The following is a 26,101-nucleotide window of genomic DNA, read 5'->3' on the forward strand; positions in this document are numbered from 1 at the left end:
GGCCCGTCCGGAGTGGTTCCGGACGGGCCCTCGGGCGGTGGCGGATCGGTCAGACGACGGCTCCCCGCCCAGGGTCGCCGTCCTCGTCGTCGTCGGTCTTCATGCGGGTCACCAGCGTGACGAACCCGCCGAGGAAGCCGCCGATGCCCAGCGTCGCCAGCCACCACGTCATGTCCCAGCCCAGCAGCACCGCGAGCAGCAGCAGGACCGGCCCGCCCACCACGCCCAGCCAGGCGAACTTGGCCGTGACGTCGGCCTCCGGCAGCGGCGGCGGCTCGGGCGGCACGAAGTGCCCCTCGTCGTCCTCGTCGAAGTCGTCCTCGGACGGCTCCGGCGCCGTGTAGTCACGCGGGCCGCCCACCCCGGGCGCGAAGGAGATCGAACTGCCCAGCGGGTGCGCCGGCCGCTGCTCCTCGGCCGCCCCGGTCTCCGTCCCGGCGGCCTCGGCGCCCGCGTCGGTCTCGTCCTCGTCCATCGCCGGCAGCGCGAGGTCCTTCACCGGCTTGAAGGGCGTCGTGCCCGGCGGGTCCGGCGGCTCGGCGCCGTACCCCGCGACGATCGCCGCCCAGGCGGCCTCCTCGTCGAAGGGCACCCCCGTCTCGTCCGGCTCGCGGTCCTCGCGGTCGGAGTCGTGCTCAGCCAACTGCGGCCGTCCCTTCCTTGCCGACACTGGGTGCGAGCCGGCCGATGAAGGCGAGGCTCTCCTCGAAGATCCGGTCCGCGTCATGGTCCAACGTCGCGACGTGGTAACTCTGTTCCAGCACGACCTCCGTTACGTCCGTGGACGACACCCGGCTCAGGATGCGGGCGGAATCCACCGCCGGAACCACGTGGTCCGCGGCGCTGCGCAGGAGCAGCAGGGGCTGGGTGACCTGCGGCAGCTCCTTGTCCACCTGGCGGAAGAAGTTCCGCAGCGAGTGCGCGCTGTGCAGCGGTACCCGGTCGTACCCCACCTCCGCGGCGCCCGGCTTGGCGATGTCGCTCGCGATGCCCTTCGTCGTGCGCACCAGATGCCGGGCCACCGGAAGGGCGTACGCCGACAGGCCGTGCACCTTGTTCGCCGGGTTGACGATCACCACGCCGTCCACACCCGTACCGTTCCTCGCGGCCAGCCGCAGGGCCAGAGTGCCGCCCATGGACAGGCCCGCGACGAACACCCGGGAGCAGCGCTCGCGCAGCAGCCGCAGCTCGCGGTCCACCTCCGCGTACCAGTCCTGCCAGCCGGTGACCGCCATGTCCTCCCAGCGGGTGCCGTGCCCGGGCAGCAGGGGCAGGGACACGGCCAGGCCGTGTGCCGCATGGTGTTCCGCCCAGGGGCGCAGCGACTGGGGCGAGCCGGTGAAACCGTGGCAGAGGAGGACGCCGACCTCCCCGCCGTCATGGCGGAACGGCTCGGCTCCGGGGAGAACCGGCACCTTCGGTCTCCAATTCATTTCGAGTTCGTTCGAGGGGGCGGAACTGCGGGAGCCATGGACGACGACTCCAGTTGTGCTTCACCGTACGCGACGGCACTGACACCGACCAGGGTCGTCGGGCCCATTCCCGGCGCTCCGGGTTAAGGTCTGATCGACGGAAACAGGAGGCACTCGGTTGTTGTACGGCGCGATGAAGGTCGCCATCGGGGGACCGCTGAAGGTCACCTTCAGGCCCTGGGTGGAGGGCCTGGAGAACGTCCCGGCCGAGGGCCCGGCGATCCTGGCGAGTAACCACCTGTCCTTCTCGGACTCGTTCTTCCTGCCCGCGGTGCTGGACCGCAAGGTCACCTTCATCGCGAAGGCCGAGTACTTCACCACGCCCGGCCTCAAGGGCCGCCTCACGGCCGCCTTCTTCAAGGGCGTCGGCCAGCTCCCCGTGGACCGCTCCGGCGCGCGCGGCGCCGGCGAGGCCGCGGTGCAGAGCGGCATAGACGTACTGGAGCGCGGCGAGCTGTTCGGCATCTACCCGGAGGGCACCCGCTCGCCCGACGGCCGCCTGTACCGGGGCAAGCCCGGCGGCCTCGCGCGCGTGGCGCTCGCGACCGGCGCCCCGGTCATCCCGGTCGCCATGATCGACACGGAGAAGATCCAGCCGCCCGGGCAGGTGATGCCCAAGCTGATGCGGCCGGGCATCCGGATCGGCAAGCCGCTGGACTTCAGCCGTTACCAGGGCATGGAGCACGACCGGTTCGTGCTGCGCGCGGTGACCGACGAGGTCATGTACGAGATCATGAAACTTTCCGGCCAGGAGTACGTGGACATCTACGCGACGGCCGCCAAGCGGCAGATCGCGGAGGCGGCCAAGGCCGAGAAGGACGCGGCGCGGAGAGCCGAGAAGAAGGCCGCCGAGTCCTAGACCGGCGGCGGGGGGACCGGCGGGCGGGGGGACCGGCGGCCGGGGACTGGCAGGGGGACTGGGGGACATGAGCAAGCGGGAACGCGTCGTACGGATGTCGGTCGAGCAGCCGCTGTGGCGCGCCCTCACGGGCTACCGCGTGCTGACCCTGCTGTACGCGATCGGCCTGTTCGCCTCGGCCTACGACGACTACGACCGCCTGGGCGTCGCCCTCGCCTACTACGCCGTCCTGACCGTCTGGACCCTGGCGACCCTGCCCCGCGTGCAGAGCGCGGCGGCCTGCACCAAGCGCTTCCTCGCCGTCGACCTCGCCATCGCGCTCACCGGCATCGTGCTGACCCCCTGGGTGGTCACCCAGGGCCACATCGACCGGGGCGGCCCGACCCTGCCGTCGATCTGGACCGCCGGCTCGGTCCTCGCCTACGCCCTCAAGGGCGGCTGGCGCTGGGCAGCCTTCGCCTCCACGCCGGTCGCCGCCGCCAACCTGATCGAGCGCGGCCACCCGGCCCGCGACACCGTCCACAACGTGATCCTGGTCTGGGTCGCCTCCATCGCCATCGGGTACGTCGTCGAGGTCGCCCGCGCCTCCGAGCGCACCCTCGCCCGCGCCCTGGAGATCGAGGCGCGGACCCGGGAACGGGAGCGGCTCGCCCGGGACATCCACGACGGCGTGCTCCAGGTCCTCGCCATGGTGCAGCGGCGCGGCACGGTCCTCGGCGGCGACGCGGCCGAACTCGGCCGGCTGGCCGGGGAGCAGGAGGTCGCCCTGCGGACGCTGGTCTCCGGCGGCCTGGTGCCGCCCTCGCGGGTCTCGGAGGACGAGGCCCGGGGCGCGGTCGTACGCCTGGTCGAGGAGCCGGACGACAGCGGTCCCGTCGACCTGCGCACGCTGCTCTCGCGGTACGCCGGATCCCGGGTCAGCCTGGCCGAGCCCGGCGCGCCGGTGGAGCTGCCACCGGGCGCCGCACGCGAGTTGGCCGCCGCCGTCGGTGCCGCCCTGGACAATGTGCGCAGGCACGCGGGGGACGGGGCGCGGGCCTGGATCCTGGTCGAGGAGGAGCCCGGTGAGGTCGTGGTGACCGTACGGGACGACGGCCCCGGCATCCCGGAGGGGCGGCTCGCCCAGGCCGAGGGGGAGGGGCGGCTCGGGGTGGCCCAGTCGATCCGGGGGCGGCTGCGCGACCTCGGCGGCAGCGCCGAGCTGTTCTCGACTCCCGGGCAGGGCACGGAAGTAGAGCTGAAGGTACCGAAGGTCTCCCCGGGGAAGGCGGAGCGGCGATGAGCATCAAGGTCATGGTGGTCGACGACCATCCCATGTGGCGGGACGCGGTCGCCCGGGACCTGACCGAGTCCGGTTTCGAGGTGGTCGCCACGGCCGGGGACGGCGACCAGGCGGTGCGCCGCGCCAAGGCCGCGGCGCCCGACGTCCTCGTCCTGGACCTCAACCTGCCGGCCAAGCCGGGCGTCCAGGTCTGCAAGGAACTCGTCGGCCACAACCCGGCGTTGCGGGTCCTCGTCCTCTCCGCGAGCGGGGAGCACGCCGACGTCCTGGAGGCGGTGAAGTCCGGCGCGACGGGTTATCTGCTGAAGTCGGCCTCGACGGAGGAACTCCTCGACGCGGTCCGCCGTACCGCGGTCGGCGACCCGGTGTTCACGCCCGGCCTCGCCGGACTGGTCCTCGGCGAGTACCGCCGGCTGGCCTCCGAGCCCGCCCCGGAAGCGGACCCCGACCGGCCCGACGCGCCCCGGCTCACCGACCGGGAGACCGAGGTGTTGCGGCTGGTCGCCAAGGGCCTGAGCTACAAGCAGATCGCCGAGCGCCTGGTCATCTCCCACCGCACCGTCCAGAACCACGTCCAGAACACCCTCGGCAAGCTCCAGCTGCACAACAGGGTGGAACTGGTGCGGTACGCGATAGAGGCGGGACTGGACGACGACTGAGCCGACGACTGATCTGATCTGATCTGATCTTCGGGCGGCGCGTAAACCAACCGCCCGACAATTCACCGGAATTGCCCTTCCGCGCCCATCCCTGTGTGAGCTGGATCACCATTAGCGTGAGTCCCACAGGCAACCGCGGCGAAGGGACATTTCCATGCGGGTCGGAGTACTGACCGGAGGCGGCGACTGCCCCGGGCTCAACGCCGTCATCCGGGGCATCGTCCGCAAGGGCGTGCAGGAGTACGGTTACGACTTCGTCGGCTTCCGGGACGGCTGGCGCGGACCCCTCGAAGGCGACACCGTCCGCCTCGACATCCCCGCCGTACGCGGCATCCTGCCCCGCGGCGGCACCATCCTCGGCTCCTCGCGGACCAATCCGCTCAAGCAGGAGAACGGCATCCGCCGGATCAAGGACAACCTCGCCAAGCTGGAGGTCGACGCGCTGATCGCGATCGGCGGCGAGGACACCCTCGGCGTCGCCGCCCGCCTCACCGACGAGTACGGCGTGCCCGTCGTCGGCGTCCCCAAGACCATCGACAACGACCTGTCCGCCACCGACTACACCTTCGGCTTCGACACCGCGGTCGGCATCGCCACCGAGGCCATCGACCGGCTGCACACCACCGCCGAGTCCCACATGCGGGTCCTGGTCTGCGAGGTGATGGGCCGGCACGCCGGCTGGATCGCCATCCACTCCGGCCTCGCCGGCGGCGCCAACGTCATCCTCATCCCCGAGCAGCGCTTCGACGTCGACCAGGTGTGCGCCTGGGTCACCTCCCGCTTCAAGGCGTCGTACGCCCCGATCGTGGTCGTCGCCGAGGGCGCCATGCCGAAGGACGGCGAGATGGTCCTCAAGGACGGGTCGCTGGACTCCTTCGGGCACGTCAGGCTCTCCGGGGTCGGCGAGTGGCTGGCCAAGGAGATCGAGAAGCGCACCGGCAAGGAGGCCCGGACCACCGTCCTCGGGCACATCCAGCGCGGCGGCACGCCCAGCGCCTTCGACCGCTGGCTCGCCACCCGCTTCGGCCTGCACGCCGTCGACGCGGTCCGCGACGGGGACTTCGGCAAGATGGTCGCGCTGCGCGGGACCGACATCGTCCGGGTACCGATCGCGGAGGCCACGGCCAAGCTGAAGACCGTCGACCTGAAGCTGTACGAGGAGGTCGGGGTGTTCTTCGGCTGACAGCCGGCTTCCCCTGCTCGGCCCGCGCGCGCGGGCCGAGCTTTGACGCAATGCCACGGCGGGACACCTGAGGGGCGCGGGGCTGTATTCGGTATGCGGCTCCGCCGCGATGGGGGTCCCCCCGCTCGAGCGAAGCCGAGAGTGGGGGAGCGACCAAGCCCCCACGCACCCGCACCCGAAACTCAAGCCCGAACGGTTCCAGTACCGCTCAACTGCCCCACCAACTCCCGCACAATCACCGCCCCGTTCAACGTGAGCACCGACTCGGGATGGAACTGCACCCCGGCGAAGCCAGGTCCCTGCACCGCGTGCACCTCGCCGTTCTCCGCCCGGCTCACCTCGATGCCGTGCGCGGCCAGCTCCCGCGCCGCCTCCTCGTCGCAGCGGGCCACGAAGCTGTTGTAGAAGCCGACCGTCTCCGGACGCCCGAACAGGTCCACGGTCGTCTGCGCCCCCTGGTAGGGGACCTCCTTGCGGACGATCCCCAGCCCCAGCTCCGCCGCGATCAGCTCGTGCCCGAGGCAGACGCCCAGCACGCCGTGCCGGTGCTCCCGGATCACGGTCGCCGCCAGTTCCCGCAGGAACCGCATCTTCGGATCGTCCAGGTCGGACGGGTCACCGGGCCCCGGCCCGAGCACCAGCGGGCCCTCGTGGGCGAGCACGGCCGCCCGCAGCCCCGGTTCGTCGTACCGCCGGACGGTGACGTCGAGCCCGCCGGCCCGCAGCACGTGCGCGAGCATCGCCGTGAACGTGTCCTCGCCGTCCACCACGAGCGCGTGCCCGGACAGTTCGCCGGTCCGCTCCTGCATCCGCAGCCAGAACGGCGCCAGCGCGGTCCGCCGCCCGTCCAGCGCGGCCCGCACCCGGGGGTCGTCGGCCAGCCGCGGTCCCGTCCGTTCCGCGCGCGGCCGGGCCGGCCCCACTCCGAGGGCCGCGAGCACACCCGCCGCCTTGGCGTGCGTCTCGGCGACCTCGCTCGCCGGGTCCGAGCCGCGAACCAGGGTGGCGCCGACGGGGACGCGCAGCCGGCCGTCCGCGTCGATGTCGGCGGTGCGGATCAGGATGGGGGAGTCGAGGGTCTGGGCGCCGCCGGCGTCCCGGCCGAGCAGGGCCAGCGCGCCGGCGTAATAACCCCGCCCCCCGACTTCGTGCCGCTCGATCACCCGGCAGGCGTTCTGCACCGGGGACCCCGTGACGGTCGCCGCGAACATGGTCTCCTTCAGGACCTCCCGCACGTCCAGCGAGGACCTGCCGCGCAGCTCGTACTCGGTGTGCGCGAGGTGCGCCATCTCCTTCAGCCGCGGCCCGACGACCACGCCGCCCATGTCGCCCACCGTGCACATCATCTTGAGCTCCTCGTCGACGACCATCGACAGCTCCTCGATCTCCTTGCCGTCGGCGAGGAAGCCGAGCAGGTGCTCGGGGGTGGGGCCCTCGGCGGGGTAGCGGTATGTGCCGCTGATCGGGTTCATGACCACCGTGCCGCCGGACATCCGGACGTGCACCTCCGGGCTCGCGCCGACCAGCGTCCGGTCCCCGGTGTGCACGACGAACGTCCAGTACGCGCCGCGCTCGCCCTCCAGGAGCCGCCGGAACAGCGCCAGCGCGTCGGCGCGGCCGAAGCCCGGGATCTCGCCCTCGTACGTCCGCCGGATCACGAAGTTCGCGCCCTCGCCCCGGCCGATCTCCTCGCGCAGCACCCGGCCGACGATCTCCGCGTACGCGTCGTCGTCGACGTCGAAGGCGCCGGACTCGACGTGCACGTCGTGGGTGGGGAGGGCGGCGAGGGCCTCGTCGAGTGGAATGTGACATACCACTGTCGGGGTCAGGACCAGCAGCGGCGTCCCGTCGTCCCGCACGTCGAACCCCCGTTCCCGGATCTGCCGGTACGGGACCAGGGCGAGCCCCTCCTCGGGCAGGTCGGCGAGCCGGTCGCGGGCGGTGACCGGGCCGAGCAGGAGCTCCACCGTGTTCTCGTCGTGCCCGGGGGCGCGGCGGCGGAGCAGGGCGAAGGGACGGTCGTCGTGGAGCAACTGGTTCAGGTCCATGGTTCCTCTGCGGTCCTTTGTCGGGTGGGACAGGCGGGAGAGGAACGGCCCCGGAAACGCCGAAGGCCGCCCCTCCGGGCGGCCTTCGCGAAGTCTTGCGTACGCGCAGTCAGTGGGCCGCCGGAGAAGCGGTCCACCACCAGTTCTGGGTCGAATGCGCGAACATGCCGAAAACCCTACCCCACCCCGCGCCCTGTCCACAGGACAATCGCAGCGTCTCACCAGTCGAGCCGGAGGAAAATATGGCGACACGACCCCGTAATGTTTACGAGGTGACCGTGAACGCTAAGACCAGCCTCGGCGCTGGCAACACCTGGCGAAACCTGCCCGCGGCGCAGCAGCCCGAGTACCCCGACCCCGAGGCTCTGCGCGCCGTCGTTGCGGAGCTGGAGTCGTATCCGCCGCTCGTCTTCGCGGGCGAGTGCGACCAGCTGCGCGCCCGGATGGCGGCCGTCGCCAAGGGAGAGGCGTTCCTCCTCCAGGGCGGCGACTGCGCCGAGGCCTTCGACGCGGTGTCCGCCGACCACATCCGCAACAAGCTCAAGACCCTCCTCCAGATGGGTGCCGTACTGACGTACGCCGCGTCGGTGCCCGTGGTGAAGGTGGGGCGGATCGCCGGCCAGTACAGCAAGCCGCGCTCCAAGGGGACCGAGACCCGCGACGGCGTGACCCTGCCGACCTACCGCGGCGACTCGGTCAACGGCTTCGACTTCGACGAGAAGGCCCGCATCCCGGACCCCGAGCGGCTGAAGCGGATGTACAACGCCTCCGCCTCGACGCTGAACCTGGTGCGTGCCTTCACCACCGGCGGCTACGCGGACCTGCGCCAGGTGCACGCCTGGAACCAGGACTTCGTGAAGTCCTCCCCGTCCGGCCAGCGCTACGAGCAGCTCGCCCGCGAGATCGACAACGCGCTGAACTTCATGCGGGCCTGCGGCGCGGAGCCGGAGGAGTTCAAGACGGTCGAGTTCTTCTCCTCGCACGAGGCGCTGCTGCTGGACTACGAGTCGGCCCTGACCAGGGTCGACTCGCGCACCGGCAAGCTGTACGACGTCTCCGCGCACATGGTGTGGATCGGGGAGCGCACCCGGCAGCTGGACGGGGCACACATCGAGTTCGCCTCGAAGATCCGCAACCCGATCGGTCTCAAGCTCGGCCCGACGACGACCGCCGAGGACGCGCTGAAGTACATCGACCGCCTCGACCCGGACCGCGAGCCGGGCCGGCTGACCTTCGTCGTCCGGATGGGCGCGGACAAGGTCCGCGACAAGCTCCCCGAGCTGGTCGAGAAGGTCACCGCCTCGGGCGCCACCGTGGCCTGGGTGACCGACCCGATGCACGGCAACACCTTCGAGGCGGCCTCGGGCCACAAGACCCGCCGCTTCGACGACGTGCTCGACGAGGTCAAGGGCTTCTTCGAGGTCCACAAGACGCTCGGCACCCACCCGGGCGGCATCCACGTGGAGCTCACCGGTGACGACGTCACCGAGTGCGTGGGCGGCGGCGACGAGATCTTCGTCGACGACCTGCACCAGCGCTACGAGACGGCCTGCGACCCGCGGCTGAACCGCAGCCAGTCCCTGGACCTGGCGTTCCTCGTCGCGGAGATGTACCGCGACCAGTAGGCGGCCCCATGGGGGGTGGGGCGCGGATCACATGCGATCCGAGCCCCACCCCACTTTTGCGCTCGCCGGGTGATGGGTAAGGTTAGGTTTGCCTCACCGATCCATCGGGACGGCACCACTGATCGATCCCGGCGGGAGGTGAATCCGCGTGTACGTCTGCAGCTGCTTCGGAGTGACCGAGGCGCAGGTCAAGCAGCACGCGGAGGACGGCGCCTGCACCCCCCGCCAGATAGCGTCCGCCTGCAAGGCGGGCACGGACTGCGGTTCGTGCGTCCGTCGCATCCAGGCGATTCTCGGCCGGGGCGCCTGTCCGCGCCGCGAGCTGGCCGACCAGGGCCGCCCGGTGCTCGCCGCGCTCGAAGCGGTCGACGAGCTCGACGAAGCCGCCTGACTCAGCTGGTCTCGGGCTGCTCGATGATCTGCGAGATGTAGAGCGCCTCGCCGAGCTTCTCCACCAGTTCCAGCTGGGTGTCGAGGTAGTCGATGTGGTGCTCCTCGTCCGCCAGGATGTCCTCGAAGATGTTCGCGGACGTGATGTCGCCCTTCTCGCGCATCATCTTGATCCCGCGCTTGAGGCGGTCGATCGCCTCCACCTCGATCTGTCGGTCGGCCTCGAACATCTCCTTCACGGTCTGCCCCACGCGGACGTGGAACAGCCGCTGGTAGTTGGGCAGCCCCTCCAGGAACAGGATCCGGTCGGTGAGCACCTCGGCGTGCTTCATCTCGTCGAACGACTCGTGCCGGGTGTACTTCGCGAGCTTGTACCAGCCGAAGTTCTCCTGCATCTTCGCGTGCAGGAAGTACTGGTTGATCGCGGTGAGCTCGCCGGTGAGCTGCTCGTTGAGGATTTCGATGACCTCGGGGTCGCCCTGCATCGCAGAGGCTCCTTCCGCATGGTTCCGTACCGGACGGATGGGACGTTTGCGGCGCATGATTGCACCGGTGCGGAAGATCGTCCAGTAAGTGCGTACTTAGTAAGTAAGTGCATGCTTGATGCCAGTTGAGCGATTTGCTGATCTTTGAGTGCTCTGCCTGGTCGGGTGCACTGCCCGTGGTCTGTCAGGATGGAAGGCATGGGTCATCCGGTGGAGCGCGCGTCTCGGGAAAACGCGGGGGCCGAGCTTCCGCCGGGACAGCGACTGCAGCGCGGCTGGCCGGTCACGCACTACGGCCCGGTGCCCAGGTTCCGGCCCGAGCGCTGGGAGCTCCGGGTCTTCGGCGCCACCGCCGACGGGGGCGCGCACATCTGGAACCACGAGCAGTTCACGGCCCTGCCGTACAGCACCGTGGTCGCCGATCTGCACTGCGTGACGAAGTTCAGCATGCTCGGCGCGGAGTGGGGCGGGATCCCGGCACGGACCGTCCTGGAGCTCGCGCCGCCCGCCCCCGAGGTCACCCATGTGATGGTCTGGGCGGAGTACGGCTTCAGCTCCAACCTGCGCCTCGCGGACTTCGCCGCCGAGGGCGCCCTCTTCGCCACCCACAAGGACGGTGAACTCCTCACCGCCGAGCACGGTTTCCCGGTCCGCCTGGTCGTTCCCCACCTGTACGCCTGGAAGGGCCCCAAGTGGGTCCGCGGCGTCGAGTACATGACCGCCGACCGCCGCGGCTTCTGGGAGGAGCGCGGCTACCACAACATCGGCGACCCCTGGAAGGAACAGCGCTACTCCTACCAGGAGGGTCCGGGGGACGGTCCCGAACTCTGAGGTCCGCCCGCTCAGTGGTGGTACCGGTGCACCACCGCGTGCCCCTTGCCCCGCCCGATCGTCCACTTGTTGACCGGGGTGGTCACCACGAACGCGAGCACGAGCGAGACGGCCAGCGAGACCCAGAACAGGGCGTCGGCCAGCTGGGCGTCCATCGCGGCCGGCCAGACCAGGATCGTGCCGTTGTCGATCAGCTCCATCACGGCGATGGAAAGGGTGTCCGCGGCCAGCGCCACCCGCAGGGCGGTGCGGAGGTCGACGCCCGCCTTCAGGACCCCGCGCATGGTGAGCGCGTAGCCGAAGGCGAACGCCAGCGTGATCGCCAGCAGCGTGGTCGGCAGGTTCCCCCAGCCGAACGCCGTGCCGACGACCATGCCGAGCACCTCGCCGATGGCACAGCCGGTGAGGCAGTGCAGGGTGGCCTGGGCGGCCATCGCCCAGGAGGCGCCGGTGCCGCCGTGTGTCTCCTGGTGCGCGTGGGTGTGTTCGGTGTGCTCGTGGACGGCGTGCTCGCGGTTCATGACCGACCCCCGGAGTCAGATGCGGATCCTTCTGTGACGCCAACCATGTATACCCCCCCAGGGTATTCCGGGAAAGGCCCCGGGCTCGTTCCGGTAACGGCACGCACATTCCGTGCCCAGAGCGCTACGCTGAGATTCTTGCCTGGCGCGAGACGCGCCGGGCGGAGACGGATCCGTGGGGCCCTTGGGGTTCCGCTTGTGATCCGGTTCGGGGGCGAGCGGTCGGGGGACGACGGTGGGGCTGTTCGGAGAGCGGCATACCTTCATGGGTGGCCTCGGTCCGGGGGACCGGGAGGCACTGGCGGGACTCGGCACCCGGCACGATTACCCGCCGTACGACACAGTCGTCGCGGAAGGCGACCGCACCACGTTCGCGGTGGTCCTGCTCAGTGGCTGGTGCACGGTGTGGACGCCGACCGAGCGCGGCGGCCGGCTGATCCTGGCGCTGCGCCGGGCCGGCGAGGTCGTCGGCGACATGGCGGCGCTCGACGGCCGCCCGCGCAGCGCCTCGGTGAGCACCCTCGGCCCGGTGACCGGACTGGTCGTACCCGGGGAGCGGTTCCGGCGGTTCCTGGCCTCCCGGCCGCACGCCAACGCGCTGATGACGATCCAGCTCACGGAGCGGCTGCGCAGCGCGGACCACGAGCGCCGGGCCCTGGCCTCCATGACCGTGCTGCAACGGCTCGCCGAGCGACTGGTCGAACTCGCCGAGCGCACCGGCCGGCCGGAGAACGAGGCCGTGACCATACGGCTGCCGCTCGCGCAGCACGAACTGGCCGCGTCCGTGGGCTCCACCCGCGAGGCCGTCGCCAAGGCCCTGCGCCTGTTACGGGAACAGGGCCTGGTCCGCACCGGCCCCGGCACCCTGGCCGTGGCCGACCTGGACCCGCTCCGCCTGCTCGCCGCCGGACAACCACACGGCACGGAGACCTGACAAGCACACGTCCCGCGCTGTGTAAACGGCTACAGCGGCGACCGTCCGGCTCCGCGACCATCGCAGCCGAGGGGCCGACGGTCCGGCGGGACGGCAGGGAGGAGAGAACGATGGAGGGGGAAGCCGCGTACGGCTTCATCGTCAACGTGGACGCACAGGGCTCGGGCCTGCTGTCCGACACCGAGAAACCCGAGATGCGGCGCAGACTCTACGACGTCACGGGCACCGCCTTCGAACAGGCCGGCATCCGCCCGCCGCGCCTCTACCAGGAGGACCGCGGGGACGGCATCCTCAGCGTGCTGGCGCCCGACGTGCCGCCCGCCCGGGTCGTCGGGGAGTGGGTGCAGCAGCTCCACCAGAACCTCCGGGAGAGCAACCGGGACCTCAGGAAACCGCTGCGGCTGCGCGTGGGACTGCACATCGGCCGGGTCACGGCCGACGCCCACGGCCGCTCCGGGCGCGCCGTCGACCTGGCCTGCCGGTTGTGCGACTGCGGCACCGCGAAGGCGATCCTCAAGGCCGCGGACGGCGCGCCCCTGGTGGTGATCGCCTCCGACCGCGTGCACGAGGACTTCGTCCTGCCCGGCGGGCGCTGGGTGGACCCCGAGCACTACCGCCGACACGACGTGGAGCTCAAGGAGGGCCGCACCACCGCCTGGTTCATGGTCCCCGGCCGGTCCCAGCCGCCCGAGTCGGTCGAGCCGGCCGAGGCGATCGCGCCCGCCGGTACGAAAGGTACGCAGGCGAGCACTCCGTCACGGACGCCGGCCGCCACGGAGACCGGGGGCCCGTTCGTGCAGAACATCCACCAGCACGGCGACGGCGAGGTCATCGCCGCCGAGCGGATCGAGACCCTCAACATCGACCGCCGCGGCGGTGGCCGGTGAACGCCCAGAACCCCCCGCCGCCGCAGGGCGGCCCGAAACCGCCGCAGCAACCGCAGCCGCAGCAGAAGGCCGAGCCGGACAAGCCGCAGGGCGCCGAGCCCGGCGGCGCGCCCGAGCCGGAGAAGGCCGACGTCATCGGCGGCTCCGCCGCCGACCCGCTCGGCGAGGAGGCACTGCCCGGCGCGGCGGCCGCCGCCTCCCGGATCTACCGCTCGACCGTGAGCCAGCACGGCACCGGCACCCTCATCAGCTCTGGCTCCGTCGGCACCATGAACTTCTACAGCCGGCAGACGGCCGAACGCGTCCTCGCCGGCCCACTCCCGGAGGACCAGCTGCGCAGACTGCGCCAGGTCTTCCAGGAGCCGGCGGACTACGGCGAACACCGCGAGCAACTCCGCGACGGACGCCTCCTGGTGCTGTACGGCCAGCCCGGCACCGGCCGCGCCTACACCGCCCTGTCCCTGCTGGACGGCCTGACCGGCGGCCGGGTCTCCCGGCTCGACCCCCGCACCGACCTGGACCGGCTCGACGACGACCAGATCAGTGAAGGCCACGGCTACGCCGTGGAGCCGAACGACACCGGGTTACCGGACGAGACCGGCCTCGACCGGCTCTGCCAACTGCTCGGCGAGAAGGACGCGTACGCGGTCCTGCTGGCCACCCCCGAACCCGGTGACGTGCTCTCCCGCAGCGGCCGCTACTACCGCGCCCACACCCCGGCCGCCCAGACCGCGGTACTCGAAGGCCACCTCGCCGTCGAACTGGCGGACAAGGCCCCCGAGCTGTACGAGCGGGCCCGGGCCACCGCCCTGGACCCCGACGTCCTGGAGGCACGCGGACTCGACGAACTGCGGCCCGCGGAGGCCGCGCACTACGCGCGACTTCTCTCCCGGCACACCAGGGACGAGCTCACCCACGACGAACTCCTCTCCGAATGCCGGAAGTTCGCCGAGAACCAGGCCGCCGAATGGTTCGCCGGCGGGGTCCGCTCCGAGACCCCGGAGCGGCTGCGGGACGCGGCCTACCGGATCGCCGTCGCCGTCCTCGACGGAGCCTCGCTCAGCGCCGTCGCCGAGGCCGCCGAAGTGCTCGCCTGGGAACTGGCCGTCACCGTCGACCCCGAGGCCACGCCCGGCCGCCCGCTGTTCAGCGACGGAGTCGACGCTCGGCTGGTCTCCGCCCGCGCGGTCGCCGAACTCGGCACCGAGGAGGTCGGCACCGAGGAAGTCCCCGTGCGCACCGTGCGGTTCGGCGGCGAGGCCCTCGCCCCGGCCGTCCTCGGCCACCTCTGGCAGCACCGGCACAACGCGCGCGGACCCGTGCTGCGCTGGCTGGCCGGACTCTGCGAGGACGACCGGCCCCAGGTCTGGGTGCGGGCCGCCGTGGCCGCCGGTCAGCTGTGCCGCCTCGACCTCTCGCACACCGTGCACGAACTGGTCCAGCCCATGGCCCAGGCCGAGCGGGCCCGCCGCCGGCTGTTCGCCGCGACCGTCCTCGACGTGGCGCTGGGCTCCCCGGAGGTCGGCACCGCGATCCGCGCCCTGATCGGCTCCTGGGCCCGCTACGGCGACGAGCACCTGCGCTGGACGGCAGGCGCCGTACTCGGCCGGGGCCGGGCCACCGACACCGTCCGCGAGACTCTCGACCTGCTCGGCGGCATCGGCGTCTGGGACGAGGGCAGGCTGCGCTCCGGCGCCGCCGCCCAGGTCGCCCACTTCGCCGGCGCCCGCCCCGAGGCCCAGACCCCGCGCCGGATCCGCGCCTGGCTCTCCGACCAACGTCGGCCTCAGCAGGACCTCGGCCTGCAGTCCACGGTCTACCTCGCCTCCGTCCCCGTCACCGACCTCTGGAACCAGCACGAGGACCTGGAGGGCTACGGCGACTGGCCGCTGATGCTGGCCCTGGCCGCCGTCCGGCCCGCCCTCGCCCCGGAACTCGCCGGGCTCTTGTGGACCGCACTGCAGACCCCGCGGTCCTACGAGGCGGCGATCGAGACCGTGTCCGACTGGCTGCGCGGCTCGGCCGACCAGCCCTGGGCCGAGCGGCTGGAGCGGTTCCTGCCGCTCCTCGTACACAACCACGACGACCGCAACCGGCTGCTGGCCCTCATCAAGGAACTCACCGAAGACCCCGACCAACCACTGAACGAACAGCAGGTCCGCCGCCTGTGGGGGGCGGTCCAGGGAGCGAGTACACCATGACGCACAACCAGTGGCAGCCGTGGCCGCCCCAGGACGAGGAGTTCGTCCTGCCGCACGACCTCAGAGGCCCCTTCGTCCGCGAGTTCGCCCCGCAGGCCGCCTACCGGCACCGCAACAGCCAGGTGGCCTCGGTGCTCTACTACAAGAACGGCGGGCACAGCATCATCACCGTCCGCGGCGCCGAGCACGTCAACAAGCCGCTGATGGGCAAGCCGACCTCGGTGTGCTGGATCGCGCGCGGCCAGCACCAGGTCTCCTTCCAGCTGGCACTGCCCACCCTCGGCGACCGGGCTCAGTTCAGGGCGGCAGCGGACGTCAACTGGGAGGTCCGCGACTTCTACATCGCCGCCGAGAAGCGCGTGGTCGACGTGGAGCGGATGCTGCGCCCGTCCCTCGAGGCCCGGTTACGCGGGCTCAGCCGCCGCTACAGCCTGGACTCGGCCCAGCAGGTGGACGAGGCCATCCAGGACGAGCTGGCCAGCGGCCGGTGGAGCGACTTCGGCGCCGAACTGGGCCTCACCACCCAGGCGTTCGTCCGCATCGACCTCGGACAGGCCGCCGCCGACCACCAGGCCCAGATGGTCGCGGTGGAGAAGGGCGGTATGGTCCAGGAGGCCATCGACAACGTCACCAAGGCGCGGATCGCGGCCAACATGGACGACGCCCAGAAGCTGATCACGGCCGGCGAGACCGTCCAGTACGCCCACCTGCTCGCCTCGGACCCGGGGCGGGCTGCCGAGATCCTCGGGGTGCTCCAGCAGCAGGCCCGCGACCAGCGGCAGGGCGCCCTGGACTACCTGACCAACCTGATCAACCAGGGCGTGGTCCAGCGCCACCAGATCGACGACCAGATCCAGGCGCTCATCGACTACAGCCGCACGGTATCCACCGGCGTCTTCCCCAACGGCCTGCCGCAGGCCCCGACCTCGCTGCCGGTGCCGCCCATGCCCCCGATGCCGCCCGCACCCCCGCTGCTCCCGGCCGACGCGCCCCCGCCCGTTCCGCCGGCGGACGTCATCCCCGGGCAGGGGACGGGGGTGGAGAACGACTCCAGCCCCGAGGCACGCCGATGACCCCGGGCGAACCCGACGCCGCCGCGTACTACGTCGCCGAACGGCTGCTGGGGACCGTACGCGAGGACCTGGGCAGGGCGGACGTGAAGGCGTCCGTCCTGCTCTCGGGCGCCGTCGCGATACCGGCGCTGGTGCTCGGCAGGGGGGCGCCGTCCGGCGCGTCGGGCGTCGCGCTGGCCTTCCTCGCGGCGGGCGGGGTGCTCTGGGCGGCCGGCACCCTGCTGCTGCTCGCGGTGATCGTGCCCCGCACCCGCACGGTCCGCTCGGCACCCGGCCCGACCTTCTACGCCGACGCCCTGCACGGCATCGACCCGGAGGCGCTGCGCCGCGCCGCCGCCGAAGCCGGGGCGGACCAGGTGGGCTGGCTGCTCACCCAGCTCCAGGACGTCAGCGTGATCCTGTCGGCGAAGTACCGCTGGCTGCGCCGGTCGATGGCGCTGCTCGGCACGGGGCTGCTGCTGGCGGCAGTGCCGCTGGCGGTGGGGTGAGCCGTCCGGCGAGGGGGGTCAGCCGTCCCGGAGCCGCTTGAGGCGCTCGACGTCGGCAGCGTGCCCCTCCTTGCCGCCGGGCGTCTCGATGACCAGCGGCACGCCAGCGGTCGCCGGGTGGGTCATGAGCGCGCGGAACGGGTCCTCGCCGATGTGCCCGGCGCCGATGTTCTCGTGCCGGTCCTTGTGCGCGCCGACGACGTCCTTGGAGTCGTTGGCGTGGATCAGCTTCAGCCGCCCCTCGCCGACGGTGTCCACCAGCAGGTCCAGCGTCTGGTGCATCCCGCTCGGCCCGGTCAGGTCGTGCCCGGCGGCGAACACATGGCAGGTGTCCAGGCAGACGCCCAGCTTCGGATGGGCGTCCAGCGCCTCGAAGTACGGGCCGAAGTCCCAGGTCCGCGAGCAGAGCGAGGCACCCTGCCCGGCGGTGGACTCGAGGAGCAGGAACGGGTCGTCGTCGTGGGTCAGCTCGTCGAGGAGCGGCAGCAGATGCGTCCGTACCTGCTTCAGCGCCACGTCCCGGGCCCGGCCGCCGGTCGCGCTCCCGGTGTGCACGACCACGCCGAGCGCCCCGATCTCCCGGCCGCGCCGCAGCGAGTGCCGCAGCGACTCCACCGACCTCTCCACGGTCGCCTCGGTGTGCGACCCGAAGTTGATCAGGTACGGGGCGTGCACGTACGCCGGGATCGCCCCCACCGCGCAGGCCGCGCGGAACGCCTCGTCCTGCTTCGGGCTGCCCGCCGGGGTGGCCCAGCCGCGCGGGTTGGCGACGAAGACCTGTACGGTCTCGGCCTTCAGCTCACGGGCGTACGACAGCCCCACGGAGTGCAGACCGCCGGCCACCGGGACATGGCCGCCGACGGGGTTGCGGACGGGGCCTGACTGCTGACTCTTCACCCGTCAAGGGTGTCACGGCGCGGCCCGCACCCGGTCACCGGATGGTGATCGTGATCGTCGACCCCTTGGGCGCCTGCTCGCCGGCGTCCACCGACTGCTTCCGCACGGTGTCGCCGAACAGCCCGAGCAGCCCGCGGTCCTCCTTGACCTGGAAACCGGACTGCTCCAGCAGCTTGGTCGCGTCGTCCACCGTGGCCCCGACCACGTTGGGCACCTCGACCAGCTCCGGGCCCTTGGACAGCGTCAGCGTCACGGTGTCGCCCTCGGCGGCCTGCGCGTCGCCCGCCGGGGTCTGCCGGGCGACCTGCCCCTGGTCGTACTCGGAGTTGATCTCGGTGGCGGACACCGTCACCTTCAGCCCGGCCTCCTGAAGCTCCTGCCGGGCGTCGTCCAGGTCGTCGCCGGTGACGTCGGGGACGTCGACCGGGGCACCCTTGCTGACGACGAGCGCGATCGCGGTCCCGGCGTGCCGCTTGGAACCCGCGCCCGGGTCGGTCGAGATGACCGAACCCTTGGGCACGCCCTCGCTGAACTCCCGGGTCACCATGCCCGGTGCCAGCCCGTCGGCGGTCAGCAGCAGCTTGGCCCTGGCCAGCGTCCGCCCCTGCACGTCCGGCACGTTCACCGTCTCGGGGCCGTCCGAGATGGTGAGCTTCACCGAGTCGTTGCTGCGGATCCGCTCGCCGGCCGCCGGGTCGGTGCTGATCACCGTGCCCCGCTTCACCGTGTCGCTGTAGGCGTGCTCGACCGACCCGACGTCGAGCCCGGCCTCCTTCAGCCGCGCGGTGGCCTGGGCCTCGGTCTTCGACAGCAGCGGCGGGACCTTGGTGAACTGCCCGGAGTTGATGTACCAGACGCCGGCGCCGGCACCGAGGACGATCAGTACGGCCAGGACGAGCGTCACCAGCCCGCGCCGGGACCGACGGCCCCCGCGCCGCCGGTCGGATGGGGGTGCCCCCGCGCGAGCGAAGCCGAGCGTGGGGGAGGGCGGCGCCTCGAACCGGCTGGTCCGCAGCACCCCCTCGTCCTCCTCGTTGACGGGCAGCGGCCGGGGCACCGTCAGCGACCGGGGTATGACACTGGTCCGGTCCTCGCCGATGTCGTGCGCCTCCGCCAGCGCCTGCGGCGGCACGGCGTCCAGCTGCTCGGCCCGGAGCGCGCTCCGCGTCTCCCGCAGCAGGGCGAGCAGCGCGACGGCGTCGTACGGACGGACCCCCGGATCACGGGCCGTGCCGCGGGCGACCAGCTCGTCCAGCTCGTAGGCCAGCCCCGGCACCACGGTCGACGGCGCCGGCACGTCCTCGTGCAGGTGCTTGTACAGAATGACCGCGGGTGAATCGGAGTCGTGCGGCTTCTCACCGGTGAGCATCTCGTACAGCACGACACCGCACGCGTACACGTCGACGCGCGGATCGGCGGCCCCGCTCTCGACCTGCTCGGGCGCGAGGTACGACACGGTGCCCAGCACGGCGCCGGTCGTACTGGTGACGGAGTCCACGGACCGCACCAGCCCGAAGTCCGCGACCTTGACCCGCCCGTCGTCCCCTATCAACACGTTCTCGGGCTTCATGTCCCGGTGCACGAACCCGGCGCGGTGCGCGGCGCCCAGCGCGGCCAGCACCGGCTCCAGGATGTCCAGCGCGGCCCGCGGCTGCAGCGCGCCGCGCTCGCGCAGCACGTCACGCAGGGTGCAGCCGGCGACGTACTCCATGGCGAGGTACACGTACGACCGGTCGGCTCCCTGGTCGTAGACCTGGACGACGTTCGGGTGGGCCAGTCGGGCGACCGACTTGGCCTCCCGGATGAACCGCTCGACGAAGGACCCGTCGGCGGCGAGCGCCGGGTGCATCACCTTCAGCGCGAGCACGCGGTCCAGCCGGATGTCCAGGGCCCGGTACACCGTGGCCATCCCGCCGACGGCGATCCGCGCGTCGACGCGATACCGGCCGTCGAGCACCTGCCCGACGAGGGGGTCCTGAAGGGTCGTATCCACGCGGCGAGTCTACGAGCACCGGCTGACACCTCCACAGGTGAGACCGCTTTCCCAGAGGGACTGCAGCGCACCTGTGACGCTTCACACCTGGCTGAAATATGCACCTATCCCACAGCCGCCGACGGCGCTCGGCCCCCCGGCCAGGCTCTCTCCCCTTCCCGCAGCCGCCGACGGTGATCGACCCCCCGGCCGGGCTTGTCCCCCCTCCCGCAGCCGCCGACGGCGCTCGGCCCCCACGGGAGAGTCCGGCCTTCCAGCGAACGGTTTCGGGCGGTGCGTGGGTGGGAGAGCAGGCGGGAGCGGACCGACGCTCAGAACGCAGGGCGCTCGGGGTCCAGCACGGCCAGGCCCTCCGCAGGAGACGACGCCTCCGCGAGGTACCGGCGGGGAATCCGCCCCGCCAGCCGGGCCAGCCGCCCCGCCTCCACCCCGGCTCGCATGGCGTGAGCCATCCGCTCGGGATCCTGCGCCCGCGTCACCGCCGACGCCAGCATCACCCCGGCACACCCCAGCTCCATCGCCAGCGCCACGTCCGACGCCGTACCGGCCCCCGCGTCCAGAATCACCGGCACCCGCGCGTGCTCGACGATCAGCTGGAAGTTGTGCGGGTTGCGGATCCCGAGCCCCGACCCGATCGGCGACCCGAGCGGCATCACCGCGGCGCACCCCACGTCCTCCAGCTTGCGGGCCAGCACCGGATCGTCGTTCGTGTACGGCAGCACCGTGAACCCGTCGTCCACCAGCGTCTCCGCCGCGTCAAGGAGCTCGACCGGATCGGGGAGCAAGGTCCGCTCGTCGGCGATGACCTCCAGCTTGATCAGCGAGGTCCCCAGCGCCTCCCGCGCCAGCCGGGCCGTCAGCACCGCCTCGCCCGCGGTGTAGCACCCGGCCGTGTTCGGCAGCACCCGGATCCCGAGCCGATCGAGCACCGACAGCACGGAGCCCCGTACCCCCGGGTCCACCCGCCGCATCGCGACCGTGGTCAGCTCGGTCCCGGACGCGACGAGGGCCCGCTCCAGCACCTCCAGGCTGGGCGCACCGCCGGTACCCATGATCAACCGGGAGGAGAACGTCGTACCCCCCAGGACGAAGGGATCGTCGGCCACGGCGCTCAGCCTCCCTGCACGGCGGTCAGGACTTCCACCCGGTCACCGTCGGCGAGCCCGGTCGTCGCCCACTGCCCGCGCGGTACGACGGTCTCGTTGACGGCCGCGGCCACCCCGGAGGGCGCGGCCGTGAGGGACCGCACCAGCGAGTCGAGAGCGGTGCCCGGGGCGATCTCCAGGCGCTCCCCGTTGACGGAGATGGTGACGGAGATGTTCATGCGCTCTGCTCCACGAGGACGTCGCCGAATCGCCTCGGCGTGAACGGACGGGCCTCCTGCGGCAGCTCGCCGCCGGCCAGCAGCTCCGCCATCACGTCTCCGGTGACCGGCGTGAGCAGCACCCCGTTGCGGTAGTGCCCGGTGGCCAGCAGCAGTCCGTCGAGGCGGGTCGGCCCGAGCAACGGCGCGTTGTCGGGGGAGCCGGGGCGCAGGCCGGCCCGGGTCTCGGTCAGGGGCAGCTCGGTGATGCCGGGGACCAGCTCGTGCGCGTCGCGCAGCAGCTCGTACACACCGCCCGCGGTGACCGTCGTGTCCCAGCCCAGCTCCTCGCTGGTCGCGCCGACGACCAGCTCGCCGTTCTCCCGGGGCACCAGGTAGACGTTCCCGCCGCGCACCACAGCCCGTACCGTCCGGCTGAGGAAAGGTGCGTACCGCGCGGGCACGGTCAGCCGCAGCACCTGCCCCTTCACCGGCCGCACCGGCGGCAGCACGTCGTCCGGCACGCCCGCCAGCCGCCCGCTCAGGCTCCCGCCGGCGAGCACCACCTGCCCGGCGCCCCAGGCCGCGCCCGCACGGGTGACGACCCCGGCGGCCCGCCCCCGCACCACCTCCAGGCGCTCGGCCCAGTCGCGGTGGAGGACCACCCCGGTCCGCTCGCACGCGGCCACCAGCGCGGCCGCCAGCCGGCGCGGGTCGATCTGGTGGTCGCCGTCGACCCGCAGCCCGCCGCGCACGCCCGGCGCGAGCATCGGCTCCAGGCGTCGGCACTCCCGCCCGGACAGCCACTCGGACTCCAGGCCCGACTGCTGCTGGAGGGCGTGCAGCTCGCGCAGATGGGCGCGGTCGTCGGCGTCCAGCGCGACCGCGAGCGTGCCGCAGCGCCGGTAGCCGAGGTCGTGGCCGGTCAGCTCGGTGAGCTCGGCGGCGAAGGCGGGATAGCGGCGGGCGGAGGCCAGATTGAGCCCCAGCAGCGTCTGCTCCCCGTAGTGCAGTTCGGTGACCGCGGCCAGCATCCCGGCCGCGACCTGCGCGGCCCCGCCGCCGGGCTCGGGGTCGACCACGGCGACGGCGAGCCCGCGCTGAGCCGCCCGCCAGGCCGTGACCAGGCCGATGATTCCGCCCCCGATGACGAGGACGTCGGACGTACGTGAGGACATGGGCGTCCAGCCCCTCCCTTCGCCGGCATGACCCGGATCAGGTTCGTACGGTCGGAGGCCGCCAGCCTCCCTCTCAGCCCGGTGCGTCCGGGCTCCCGCGTGTGCTTCCCCGCCACCCTAGCCCGCGGAGCTCCGCCCTTGTAAGACGGCCTCGGACGGCACTGTGGACAGCGTGGTGGACGGTGCTGTGGAACAGGTCACTCGCCACGCCCCCTGACTGACTCTCTGTCAGTTGTCTATCGTTCTTGTCTATGGTGATCAGGTGAGCGAGCAGACGCAGCGACGGAGCACGTCACAGACGCGGCGCGTGGTCGTCGTGGGCGCGGGGATGGCCGGGGTGCAGACCGCCGTCGCCCTGCGCGAGCAGGGGTTCACCGGAACCGTCACGCTGATCGGCGCCGAACCGCACCAGCCGTACGACCGGCCGCCGCTCTCCAAGGCCGTGCTGCTCGGCAAGTCGGAGGGCTCCGCCTTCGAGGTCGACTTCGAGGCGCTCGGCATCGAGCTGGCGCTCGGCCGCGAGGCGCTGGGCGTGCGCACCGCCGACCACGAGCTGGACACCGAGGCCGGACCGGTGCCGTACGACGTCCTGGTCCTCGCCACCGGCGCCGAGCCGATCACGCTGCCCGGCACCGAGGGCGTGCCCGGCGTCCATCTGCTGCGCACCCTGGACGACGCCGAGCGGCTGCGGCCCGTGCTCGCCCGGCAGCACGACATCGTGGTCGTCGGCGCGGGCTGGATCGGCGCCGAGTTCGCGACCGCGGCCCGCGAGGCGGGCTGCGCGGTCACCGTGGTCGAGGCCGCGGACCGCCCGCTCGCGGGAGCGCTCCCCGCCGAGGTCGCCGCGCCGATGGCCGCCTGGTACGCGGACAGCGGCACCGAACTGCGCACCCACGCGCGCGTGGTGCACATCGAGCCCGGCGTGGTGGTGCTCGACGACGGCTCGCGGCTGCCCGCGGGCGCCGTCGTGGTCGGCATCGGCGCCCGCCCCGCCACCGCCTGGCTGGCCGGTTCCGGCATCGGGCTGGGCGCGCACCGCGAGGTGCTCGCCGACGACCGCCTGCGCACCACCGTCCCCGACGTCTACGCGGTCGGCGACTGCGCCTCGTTCCCGTCCGGCCGCTACGGCGAGCGCCTCATGGTCCACCACTGGGACAACGCCCTCCAGGGGCCGCGCACGGTCGCCGCCAACATCCTCGGCGAGACCGACGCGGTCTACGACCCGGTCCCGTACTTCTGGTCGGAACAGTTCGGCCGCTTCGTCCAGTACGCCGGCCACCACGCCGCCGCCGACCGCCTGGTCTGGCGCGGTGACCCGTCCGGCCCCTCCTGGAGCGTCTGCTGGCTGCGCGCGGACCGCCTGGTCGCCCTCTTGGCGGTAGGCCGCCCCCGCGACCTGGCCCAGGGCCGCAGGCTGATCGAGGCGAGTACCCGAATGGACCCCGAGGCCCTCGCAGACCCCGGCCGCCCCTTGAAGAACGCGACTGCAGCGCCCCTTTAGGGGCGCTGGGGGTCACCCCCGGCCGAAGGCTGGGGGGAGGAACTGCGTGACCAGCCCCCACTCACCCGCACCCGACCCCCGACACGTACCCGGCACCACCCATCGCGGCCCACCCGGCGAAGCGCCTACCCTGGATCCCGTGACCGAGATTGACACGAAGATCGATGCTCTCGTCCCCTCCTGGCTCACCCTCCCCGACATCGCAGAGATGATGGACGTCGAGGTGACGCGCGTGCGGCAGCTGGTCAAGGAGGGCCAGCTCATCGCCGTCCGCCGCGGTGAGAACAGGGCACTGCACGTCCCCGCCGCCTTCATCGACGGGGACAAGGTCGTCAAGGGCCTGTCCGGCACCCTGACGCTCCTGCGGGACGACGGCTTCACGGACGAAGAGATGCTGGAGTGGCTCTTCACTCCCGACGCGACCCTGCCCGGCACCCCCGCGCAGGCGCTCAGCGAGAATCGCGGCACGGAGGTGAAGCGCCGCGCCCAGGCGCTCGCCGTCTGAGGCAGCCAGTACCGACACAACGGGGGACACCGATGACCGACACCGCCCGCGCCCAGCTGGCCGACGCCCGGCTCTACCTGTGCACGGACGCCCGTAAGGAGCAGGGCGACCTCGCCCAGTTCCTGGACGCGGTCCTGGCGGGCGGTGTCGACGTCGTGCAGTTGCGCGACAAGGGGATGGAGGCCGCCGAGGAGCTGGAGCACCTCGCGGTGTTCGCCGACGCCTGCGCCCGGCACGGCAAGCTGCTCGCGGTCAACGACCGCGCGGACGTGGCCCACGCGGCCGGTGCCGACGTGCTCCACCTCGGCCAGGGCGACCTGCCGGTCCCGGCGGCCCGCGCGATCCTCGGCCCGGACGTCCTGATCGGCCGCTCCACGCACGCCGAGTCCGAGGCGGCCGCGGCCGCCGTGCAGGACGGCGTGGACTACTTCTGCACCGGCCCCTGCTGGCCCACCCCCACCAAGCCCGGCAGGCCCGCTCCCGGGCTCGACCTGGTGCGGTACACCGCCGCCCTGGGCACCGACCGCCCCTGGTTCGCCATCGGCGGCATCGACCTCGGCAACCTCGACCAGGTGCTGGACGCGGGCGCCCGCCGGGTGGTCGTCGTCCGCGCGCTCACCGCGGCCGACGACCCGGGCACGGCGGCGGCCGAGTTCGCGAAGCGACTGCGGTCGCGGTGACGCGCGGGGTGCGGTGGTCCGGAAACTTGTCCAGTATCCGGACGCGAGGTCCACAAGAGGTGGGCAATTCCGGCAAATATCCCGAGTTCGGTTGGGTGACCGTCCGCCCCTGACTAACCTGCGGGTATGGCCCTCGGAACCGCATCCACCAGGACTGACCGCGCACGCACCGTGCGCGACATGCTCGCCTCCGGCAAGACCACGTACTCGTTCGAGTTCTCGGCGCCGAAGACCCCGAAGGGTGAGCGGAACCTGTGGAGCGCGCTCCGGCGGGTCGAGGCGGTCGCCCCCGACTTCGTCTCCGTGACCTACGGCGCCGGCGGTTCCACCCGCGCCGGCACGGTCAGGGAGACGCAGCAGATCGTCGCCGACACCACGCTCACCCCGGTCGCCCACCTCACCGCGGTCGACCACTCGCTGGCCGAGCTGCGCAACATCATCGGCCAGTACGCGGACGCCGGGATCCGCAACATGCTCGCGGTGCGCGGCGACCCGCCCGGCGACCCGATGGGCGACTGGGTCGCGCATCCGGAAGGCCTGACCTACGCGGCCGAACTCGTCCGTCTCATCAAGGAGTCGGGCGACTTCTGCGTGGGCGTCGCCGCCTTCCCGGAGATGCACCCGCGCTCCAGCGACTGGGACACCGACGTCCGGCACTTCGTCGACAAGTGCCGCGCGGGCGCCGACTACGCCATCACGCAGATGTTCTTCCAGCCCGAGTCCTACCTTCGCCTTCGCGACCGGGTCGTCGCGGCCGGCTGCGAAACTCCGGTGATTCCGGAAATCCTGCCCGTCACCAGTGTGAAGATGCTGGAACGGCTGCCCAAACTCAGCAACGCCGCCTTCCCGGACGCCCTGAAAGAGCGGATCCTCACAGCGAAAGACGATCCGGCGGCGGTACGCTCCATTGGCATCGAACACGCCACGGAGTTCTGCGCACGGCTGCTGGCCGAGGGAGTGCCAGGACTGCACTTCATCACGCTCAACAACTCCACGGCGACGCTGGAAATCTACGAGAACCTGGGCCTGCACCATCCCCCGCGGGCCTAGACCGGCCGCACCGGAGTACGACACACTGCGTAGCGGTTACAGGGAGAGGGGCGTAC

Annotated in this window: 27 protein-coding genes and 1 riboswitch; of the genes, 16 read left to right on the plus strand and 11 right to left on the minus strand. The window is 72.1% G+C overall.

The window, feature by feature from the left end:
* Positions 1–49 precede the first annotated feature (49 nt).
* Both ACFY0P_RS17340 and ACFY0P_RS17345 read right to left on the minus strand, forming a co-directional pair.
* Positions 50–643, minus strand: a complete 594-nt coding sequence (locus ACFY0P_RS17340) for a hypothetical protein (protein ID WP_388913081.1) — start codon at positions 641–643, stop codon at positions 50–52.
* Entirely contained in the window at positions 636–1,415 is a 780-nt protein-coding gene (locus tag ACFY0P_RS17345) for an alpha/beta hydrolase (protein WP_388913084.1), read from the minus strand. Before ACFY0P_RS17345 ends, ACFY0P_RS17340 begins: the two co-directional genes overlap by 8 nt.
* Before the next feature lie 178 nt (positions 1,416–1,593).
* Between ACFY0P_RS17345 and ACFY0P_RS17350 the strand changes: the two genes are divergently transcribed.
* The 4 genes from ACFY0P_RS17350 (at position 1,594) to ACFY0P_RS17365 (ending at position 5,455) form a co-directional block, all read left to right on the plus strand.
* Entirely contained in the window at positions 1,594–2,331 is a 738-nt protein-coding gene (locus tag ACFY0P_RS17350; protein WP_388913087.1) for a lysophospholipid acyltransferase family protein, read from the plus strand.
* A gap of 67 nt (positions 2,332–2,398) precedes the next feature.
* Positions 2,399–3,613, plus strand: coding sequence for a MacS family sensor histidine kinase (gene macS, locus ACFY0P_RS17355; RefSeq protein ID WP_388913090.1), 1,215 nt, complete (start codon positions 2,399–2,401; stop codon positions 3,611–3,613).
* Positions 3,610–4,272, plus strand: coding sequence for a response regulator transcription factor (locus tag ACFY0P_RS17360; RefSeq protein ID WP_351715910.1), 663 nt, complete (start codon positions 3,610–3,612; stop codon positions 4,270–4,272). Before macS ends, ACFY0P_RS17360 begins: the two co-directional genes overlap by 4 nt.
* A gap of 154 nt (positions 4,273–4,426) precedes the next feature.
* Positions 4,427–5,455, plus strand: a complete 1,029-nt coding sequence (locus tag ACFY0P_RS17365) for a 6-phosphofructokinase (RefSeq protein ID WP_351490425.1) — start codon at positions 4,427–4,429, stop codon at positions 5,453–5,455.
* 182 nt (positions 5,456–5,637) lie between these two features.
* Here the strand turns inward: ACFY0P_RS17365 and ACFY0P_RS17370 are convergent, their stop codons facing one another.
* Together ACFY0P_RS17370 and ACFY0P_RS17375 are read right to left on the minus strand one after the other, a co-directional pair.
* On the minus strand, positions 5,638–7,503 hold the full coding sequence (locus tag ACFY0P_RS17370) for an anthranilate synthase family protein (protein ID WP_388913094.1): 1,866 nt from the start codon (positions 7,501–7,503) through the stop codon (positions 5,638–5,640).
* A 109-nt stretch (positions 7,504–7,612) separates the two neighbouring features.
* The gene (locus ACFY0P_RS17375) at positions 7,613–7,669 is read right to left on the minus strand and encodes a trp operon leader peptide (protein WP_071659820.1); all 57 of its coding nucleotides are present in this window, start codon (positions 7,667–7,669) and stop codon (positions 7,613–7,615) included.
* A gap of 106 nt (positions 7,670–7,775) precedes the next feature.
* On the opposite strand from ACFY0P_RS17375, the gene ACFY0P_RS17380 reads away from it, so the two are divergent.
* Both ACFY0P_RS17380 and ACFY0P_RS17385 read left to right on the plus strand, forming a co-directional pair.
* A complete protein-coding gene (locus ACFY0P_RS17380) occupies positions 7,776–9,128 on the plus strand; it encodes a class II 3-deoxy-7-phosphoheptulonate synthase (RefSeq protein WP_388913097.1) in 1,353 nt (450 codons plus the stop codon).
* Positions 9,129–9,276: 148 nt separating this feature from the next.
* Positions 9,277–9,519: a bacterioferritin-associated ferredoxin gene (locus ACFY0P_RS17385; RefSeq protein ID WP_388913099.1), complete on the plus strand. Its 243-nt coding sequence runs from the start codon at positions 9,277–9,279 to the stop codon at positions 9,517–9,519.
* A 1-nt stretch (position 9,520) separates the two neighbouring features.
* Here the strand turns inward: ACFY0P_RS17385 and bfr are convergent, their stop codons facing one another.
* On the minus strand, positions 9,521–10,003 hold the full coding sequence (gene bfr / locus ACFY0P_RS17390) for a bacterioferritin (RefSeq protein WP_388913102.1): 483 nt from the start codon (positions 10,001–10,003) through the stop codon (positions 9,521–9,523).
* A 198-nt stretch (positions 10,004–10,201) separates the two neighbouring features.
* Between bfr and ACFY0P_RS17395 the strand changes: the two genes are divergently transcribed.
* Complete coding sequence (locus tag ACFY0P_RS17395; protein WP_388913105.1) at positions 10,202–10,834, plus strand: sulfite oxidase-like oxidoreductase; 633 nt, start codon at positions 10,202–10,204, stop codon at positions 10,832–10,834.
* Positions 10,835–10,845: 11 nt separating this feature from the next.
* Here ACFY0P_RS17395 and ACFY0P_RS17400 read toward each other — a convergent pair whose 3' ends face one another.
* Entirely contained in the window at positions 10,846–11,355 is a 510-nt protein-coding gene (locus tag ACFY0P_RS17400) for a DUF4396 domain-containing protein (RefSeq protein WP_388913108.1), read from the minus strand.
* Between the two features lie 235 nt (positions 11,356–11,590).
* Between ACFY0P_RS17400 and ACFY0P_RS17405 the strand changes: the two genes are divergently transcribed.
* The 5 genes from ACFY0P_RS17405 (at position 11,591) to ACFY0P_RS17425 (ending at position 16,938) form a co-directional block, all read left to right on the plus strand.
* On the plus strand, positions 11,591–12,289 hold the full coding sequence (locus ACFY0P_RS17405; RefSeq protein WP_388913111.1) for a Crp/Fnr family transcriptional regulator: 699 nt from the start codon (positions 11,591–11,593) through the stop codon (positions 12,287–12,289).
* 110 nt (positions 12,290–12,399) lie between these two features.
* On the plus strand, positions 12,400–13,176 hold the full coding sequence (locus ACFY0P_RS17410) for a hypothetical protein (protein ID WP_388913114.1): 777 nt from the start codon (positions 12,400–12,402) through the stop codon (positions 13,174–13,176).
* On the plus strand, positions 13,173–15,377 hold the full coding sequence (locus ACFY0P_RS17415; RefSeq protein ID WP_388913117.1) for a hypothetical protein: 2,205 nt from the start codon (positions 13,173–13,175) through the stop codon (positions 15,375–15,377). The genes ACFY0P_RS17410 and ACFY0P_RS17415 overlap by 4 nt, the downstream gene beginning before the upstream one ends.
* Positions 15,374–16,450 (plus strand): hypothetical protein, encoded by a 1,077-nt coding sequence (locus ACFY0P_RS17420; RefSeq protein WP_388913119.1) that lies wholly within the window; start codon positions 15,374–15,376, stop codon positions 16,448–16,450. Before ACFY0P_RS17415 ends, ACFY0P_RS17420 begins: the two co-directional genes overlap by 4 nt.
* Positions 16,447–16,938, plus strand: coding sequence for a Pycsar system effector family protein (locus ACFY0P_RS17425; protein WP_388913122.1), 492 nt, complete (start codon positions 16,447–16,449; stop codon positions 16,936–16,938). The genes ACFY0P_RS17420 and ACFY0P_RS17425 overlap by 4 nt, the downstream gene beginning before the upstream one ends.
* An 18-nt stretch (positions 16,939–16,956) precedes the next feature.
* Here ACFY0P_RS17425 and ACFY0P_RS17430 read toward each other — a convergent pair whose 3' ends face one another.
* The 5 genes from ACFY0P_RS17430 to thiO form a co-directional block, all read right to left on the minus strand.
* Positions 16,957–17,835: a deoxyribonuclease IV gene (locus ACFY0P_RS17430; protein ID WP_388913124.1), complete on the minus strand. Its 879-nt coding sequence runs from the start codon at positions 17,833–17,835 to the stop codon at positions 16,957–16,959.
* Between the two features lie 34 nt (positions 17,836–17,869).
* On the minus strand, positions 17,870–19,828 hold the full coding sequence (gene pknB / locus ACFY0P_RS17435) for a Stk1 family PASTA domain-containing Ser/Thr kinase (RefSeq protein WP_388913127.1): 1,959 nt from the start codon (positions 19,826–19,828) through the stop codon (positions 17,870–17,872).
* 311 nt (positions 19,829–20,139) lie between these two features.
* Positions 20,140–20,934, minus strand: coding sequence for a thiazole synthase (locus ACFY0P_RS17440; protein WP_361283518.1), 795 nt, complete (start codon positions 20,932–20,934; stop codon positions 20,140–20,142).
* Positions 20,935–20,939: 5 nt separating this feature from the next.
* Positions 20,940–21,152 (minus strand): sulfur carrier protein ThiS, encoded by a 213-nt coding sequence (gene thiS / locus ACFY0P_RS17445; RefSeq protein WP_388913130.1) that lies wholly within the window; start codon positions 21,150–21,152, stop codon positions 20,940–20,942.
* Positions 21,149–22,309, minus strand: coding sequence for a glycine oxidase ThiO (gene thiO / locus ACFY0P_RS17450; protein WP_388913133.1), 1,161 nt, complete (start codon positions 22,307–22,309; stop codon positions 21,149–21,151). Before thiO ends, thiS begins: the two co-directional genes overlap by 4 nt.
* A riboswitch (TPP riboswitch) is annotated at positions 22,307–22,418 on the minus strand. (Overlaps the previous gene by 3 nt.)
* A 153-nt stretch (positions 22,419–22,571) precedes the next feature.
* Here thiO and ACFY0P_RS17455 point away from each other — a divergent pair.
* From ACFY0P_RS17455 to metF, 4 genes are all read left to right on the plus strand, one after another.
* Positions 22,572–23,810, plus strand: coding sequence for an NAD(P)/FAD-dependent oxidoreductase (locus tag ACFY0P_RS17455; RefSeq protein ID WP_388913136.1), 1,239 nt, complete (start codon positions 22,572–22,574; stop codon positions 23,808–23,810).
* A gap of 139 nt (positions 23,811–23,949) precedes the next feature.
* Positions 23,950–24,315: an Rv2175c family DNA-binding protein gene (locus tag ACFY0P_RS17460; protein ID WP_388913139.1), complete on the plus strand. Its 366-nt coding sequence runs from the start codon at positions 23,950–23,952 to the stop codon at positions 24,313–24,315.
* 32 nt (positions 24,316–24,347) lie between these two features.
* Positions 24,348–24,995, plus strand: a complete 648-nt coding sequence (gene thiE / locus ACFY0P_RS17465; RefSeq protein WP_388913142.1) for a thiamine phosphate synthase — start codon at positions 24,348–24,350, stop codon at positions 24,993–24,995.
* A gap of 126 nt (positions 24,996–25,121) precedes the next feature.
* Complete coding sequence (metF, locus tag ACFY0P_RS17470; RefSeq protein ID WP_388913145.1) at positions 25,122–26,045, plus strand: methylenetetrahydrofolate reductase [NAD(P)H]; 924 nt, start codon at positions 25,122–25,124, stop codon at positions 26,043–26,045.
* Positions 26,046–26,101 lie beyond the last annotated feature (56 nt).

It is taken from the genome of Streptomyces sp. NPDC001714, assembly GCF_042892755.1.
In the GTDB taxonomy this organism is placed as follows: Bacteria; Actinomycetota; Actinomycetes; order Streptomycetales; family Streptomycetaceae; genus Streptomyces.

What these genes read in the sequence shown, in the direction of transcription:
- macS (WP_388913090.1), top strand. Translation starts at nt 2,399, where the DNA reads ATGAGCAAGCGGGAACGCGTCGTACGGATGTCGGTCGAGCAGCCGCTG.
- ACFY0P_RS17360 (WP_351715910.1), top strand. Translation starts at nt 3,610, where the DNA reads ATGAGCATCAAGGTCATGGTGGTCGACGACCATCCCATGTGGCGGGAC.
- ACFY0P_RS17365 (WP_351490425.1), top strand. Translation starts at nt 4,427, where the DNA reads ATGCGGGTCGGAGTACTGACCGGAGGCGGCGACTGCCCCGGGCTCAAC.
- ACFY0P_RS17370 (WP_388913094.1), bottom strand. Translation starts at nt 7,503, where the DNA reads ATGGACCTGAACCAGTTGCTCCACGACGACCGTCCCTTCGCCCTGCTC.
- bfr (WP_388913102.1), bottom strand. Translation starts at nt 10,003, where the DNA reads ATGCAGGGCGACCCCGAGGTCATCGAAATCCTCAACGAGCAGCTCACC.
- ACFY0P_RS17395 (WP_388913105.1), top strand. Translation starts at nt 10,202, where the DNA reads ATGGGTCATCCGGTGGAGCGCGCGTCTCGGGAAAACGCGGGGGCCGAG.
- ACFY0P_RS17400 (WP_388913108.1), bottom strand. Translation starts at nt 11,355, where the DNA reads ATGAACCGCGAGCACGCCGTCCACGAGCACACCGAACACACCCACGCG.
- ACFY0P_RS17410 (WP_388913114.1), top strand. Translation starts at nt 12,400, where the DNA reads ATGGAGGGGGAAGCCGCGTACGGCTTCATCGTCAACGTGGACGCACAG.
- ACFY0P_RS17420 (WP_388913119.1), top strand. Translation starts at nt 15,374, where the DNA reads ATGACGCACAACCAGTGGCAGCCGTGGCCGCCCCAGGACGAGGAGTTC.
- ACFY0P_RS17425 (WP_388913122.1), top strand. Translation starts at nt 16,447, where the DNA reads ATGACCCCGGGCGAACCCGACGCCGCCGCGTACTACGTCGCCGAACGG.
- thiS (WP_388913130.1), bottom strand. Translation starts at nt 21,152, where the DNA reads ATGAACATCTCCGTCACCATCTCCGTCAACGGGGAGCGCCTGGAGATC.
- thiO (WP_388913133.1), bottom strand. Translation starts at nt 22,309, where the DNA reads ATGTCCTCACGTACGTCCGACGTCCTCGTCATCGGGGGCGGAATCATC.
- thiE (WP_388913142.1), top strand. Translation starts at nt 24,348, where the DNA reads ATGACCGACACCGCCCGCGCCCAGCTGGCCGACGCCCGGCTCTACCTG.
- metF (WP_388913145.1), top strand. Translation starts at nt 25,122, where the DNA reads ATGGCCCTCGGAACCGCATCCACCAGGACTGACCGCGCACGCACCGTG.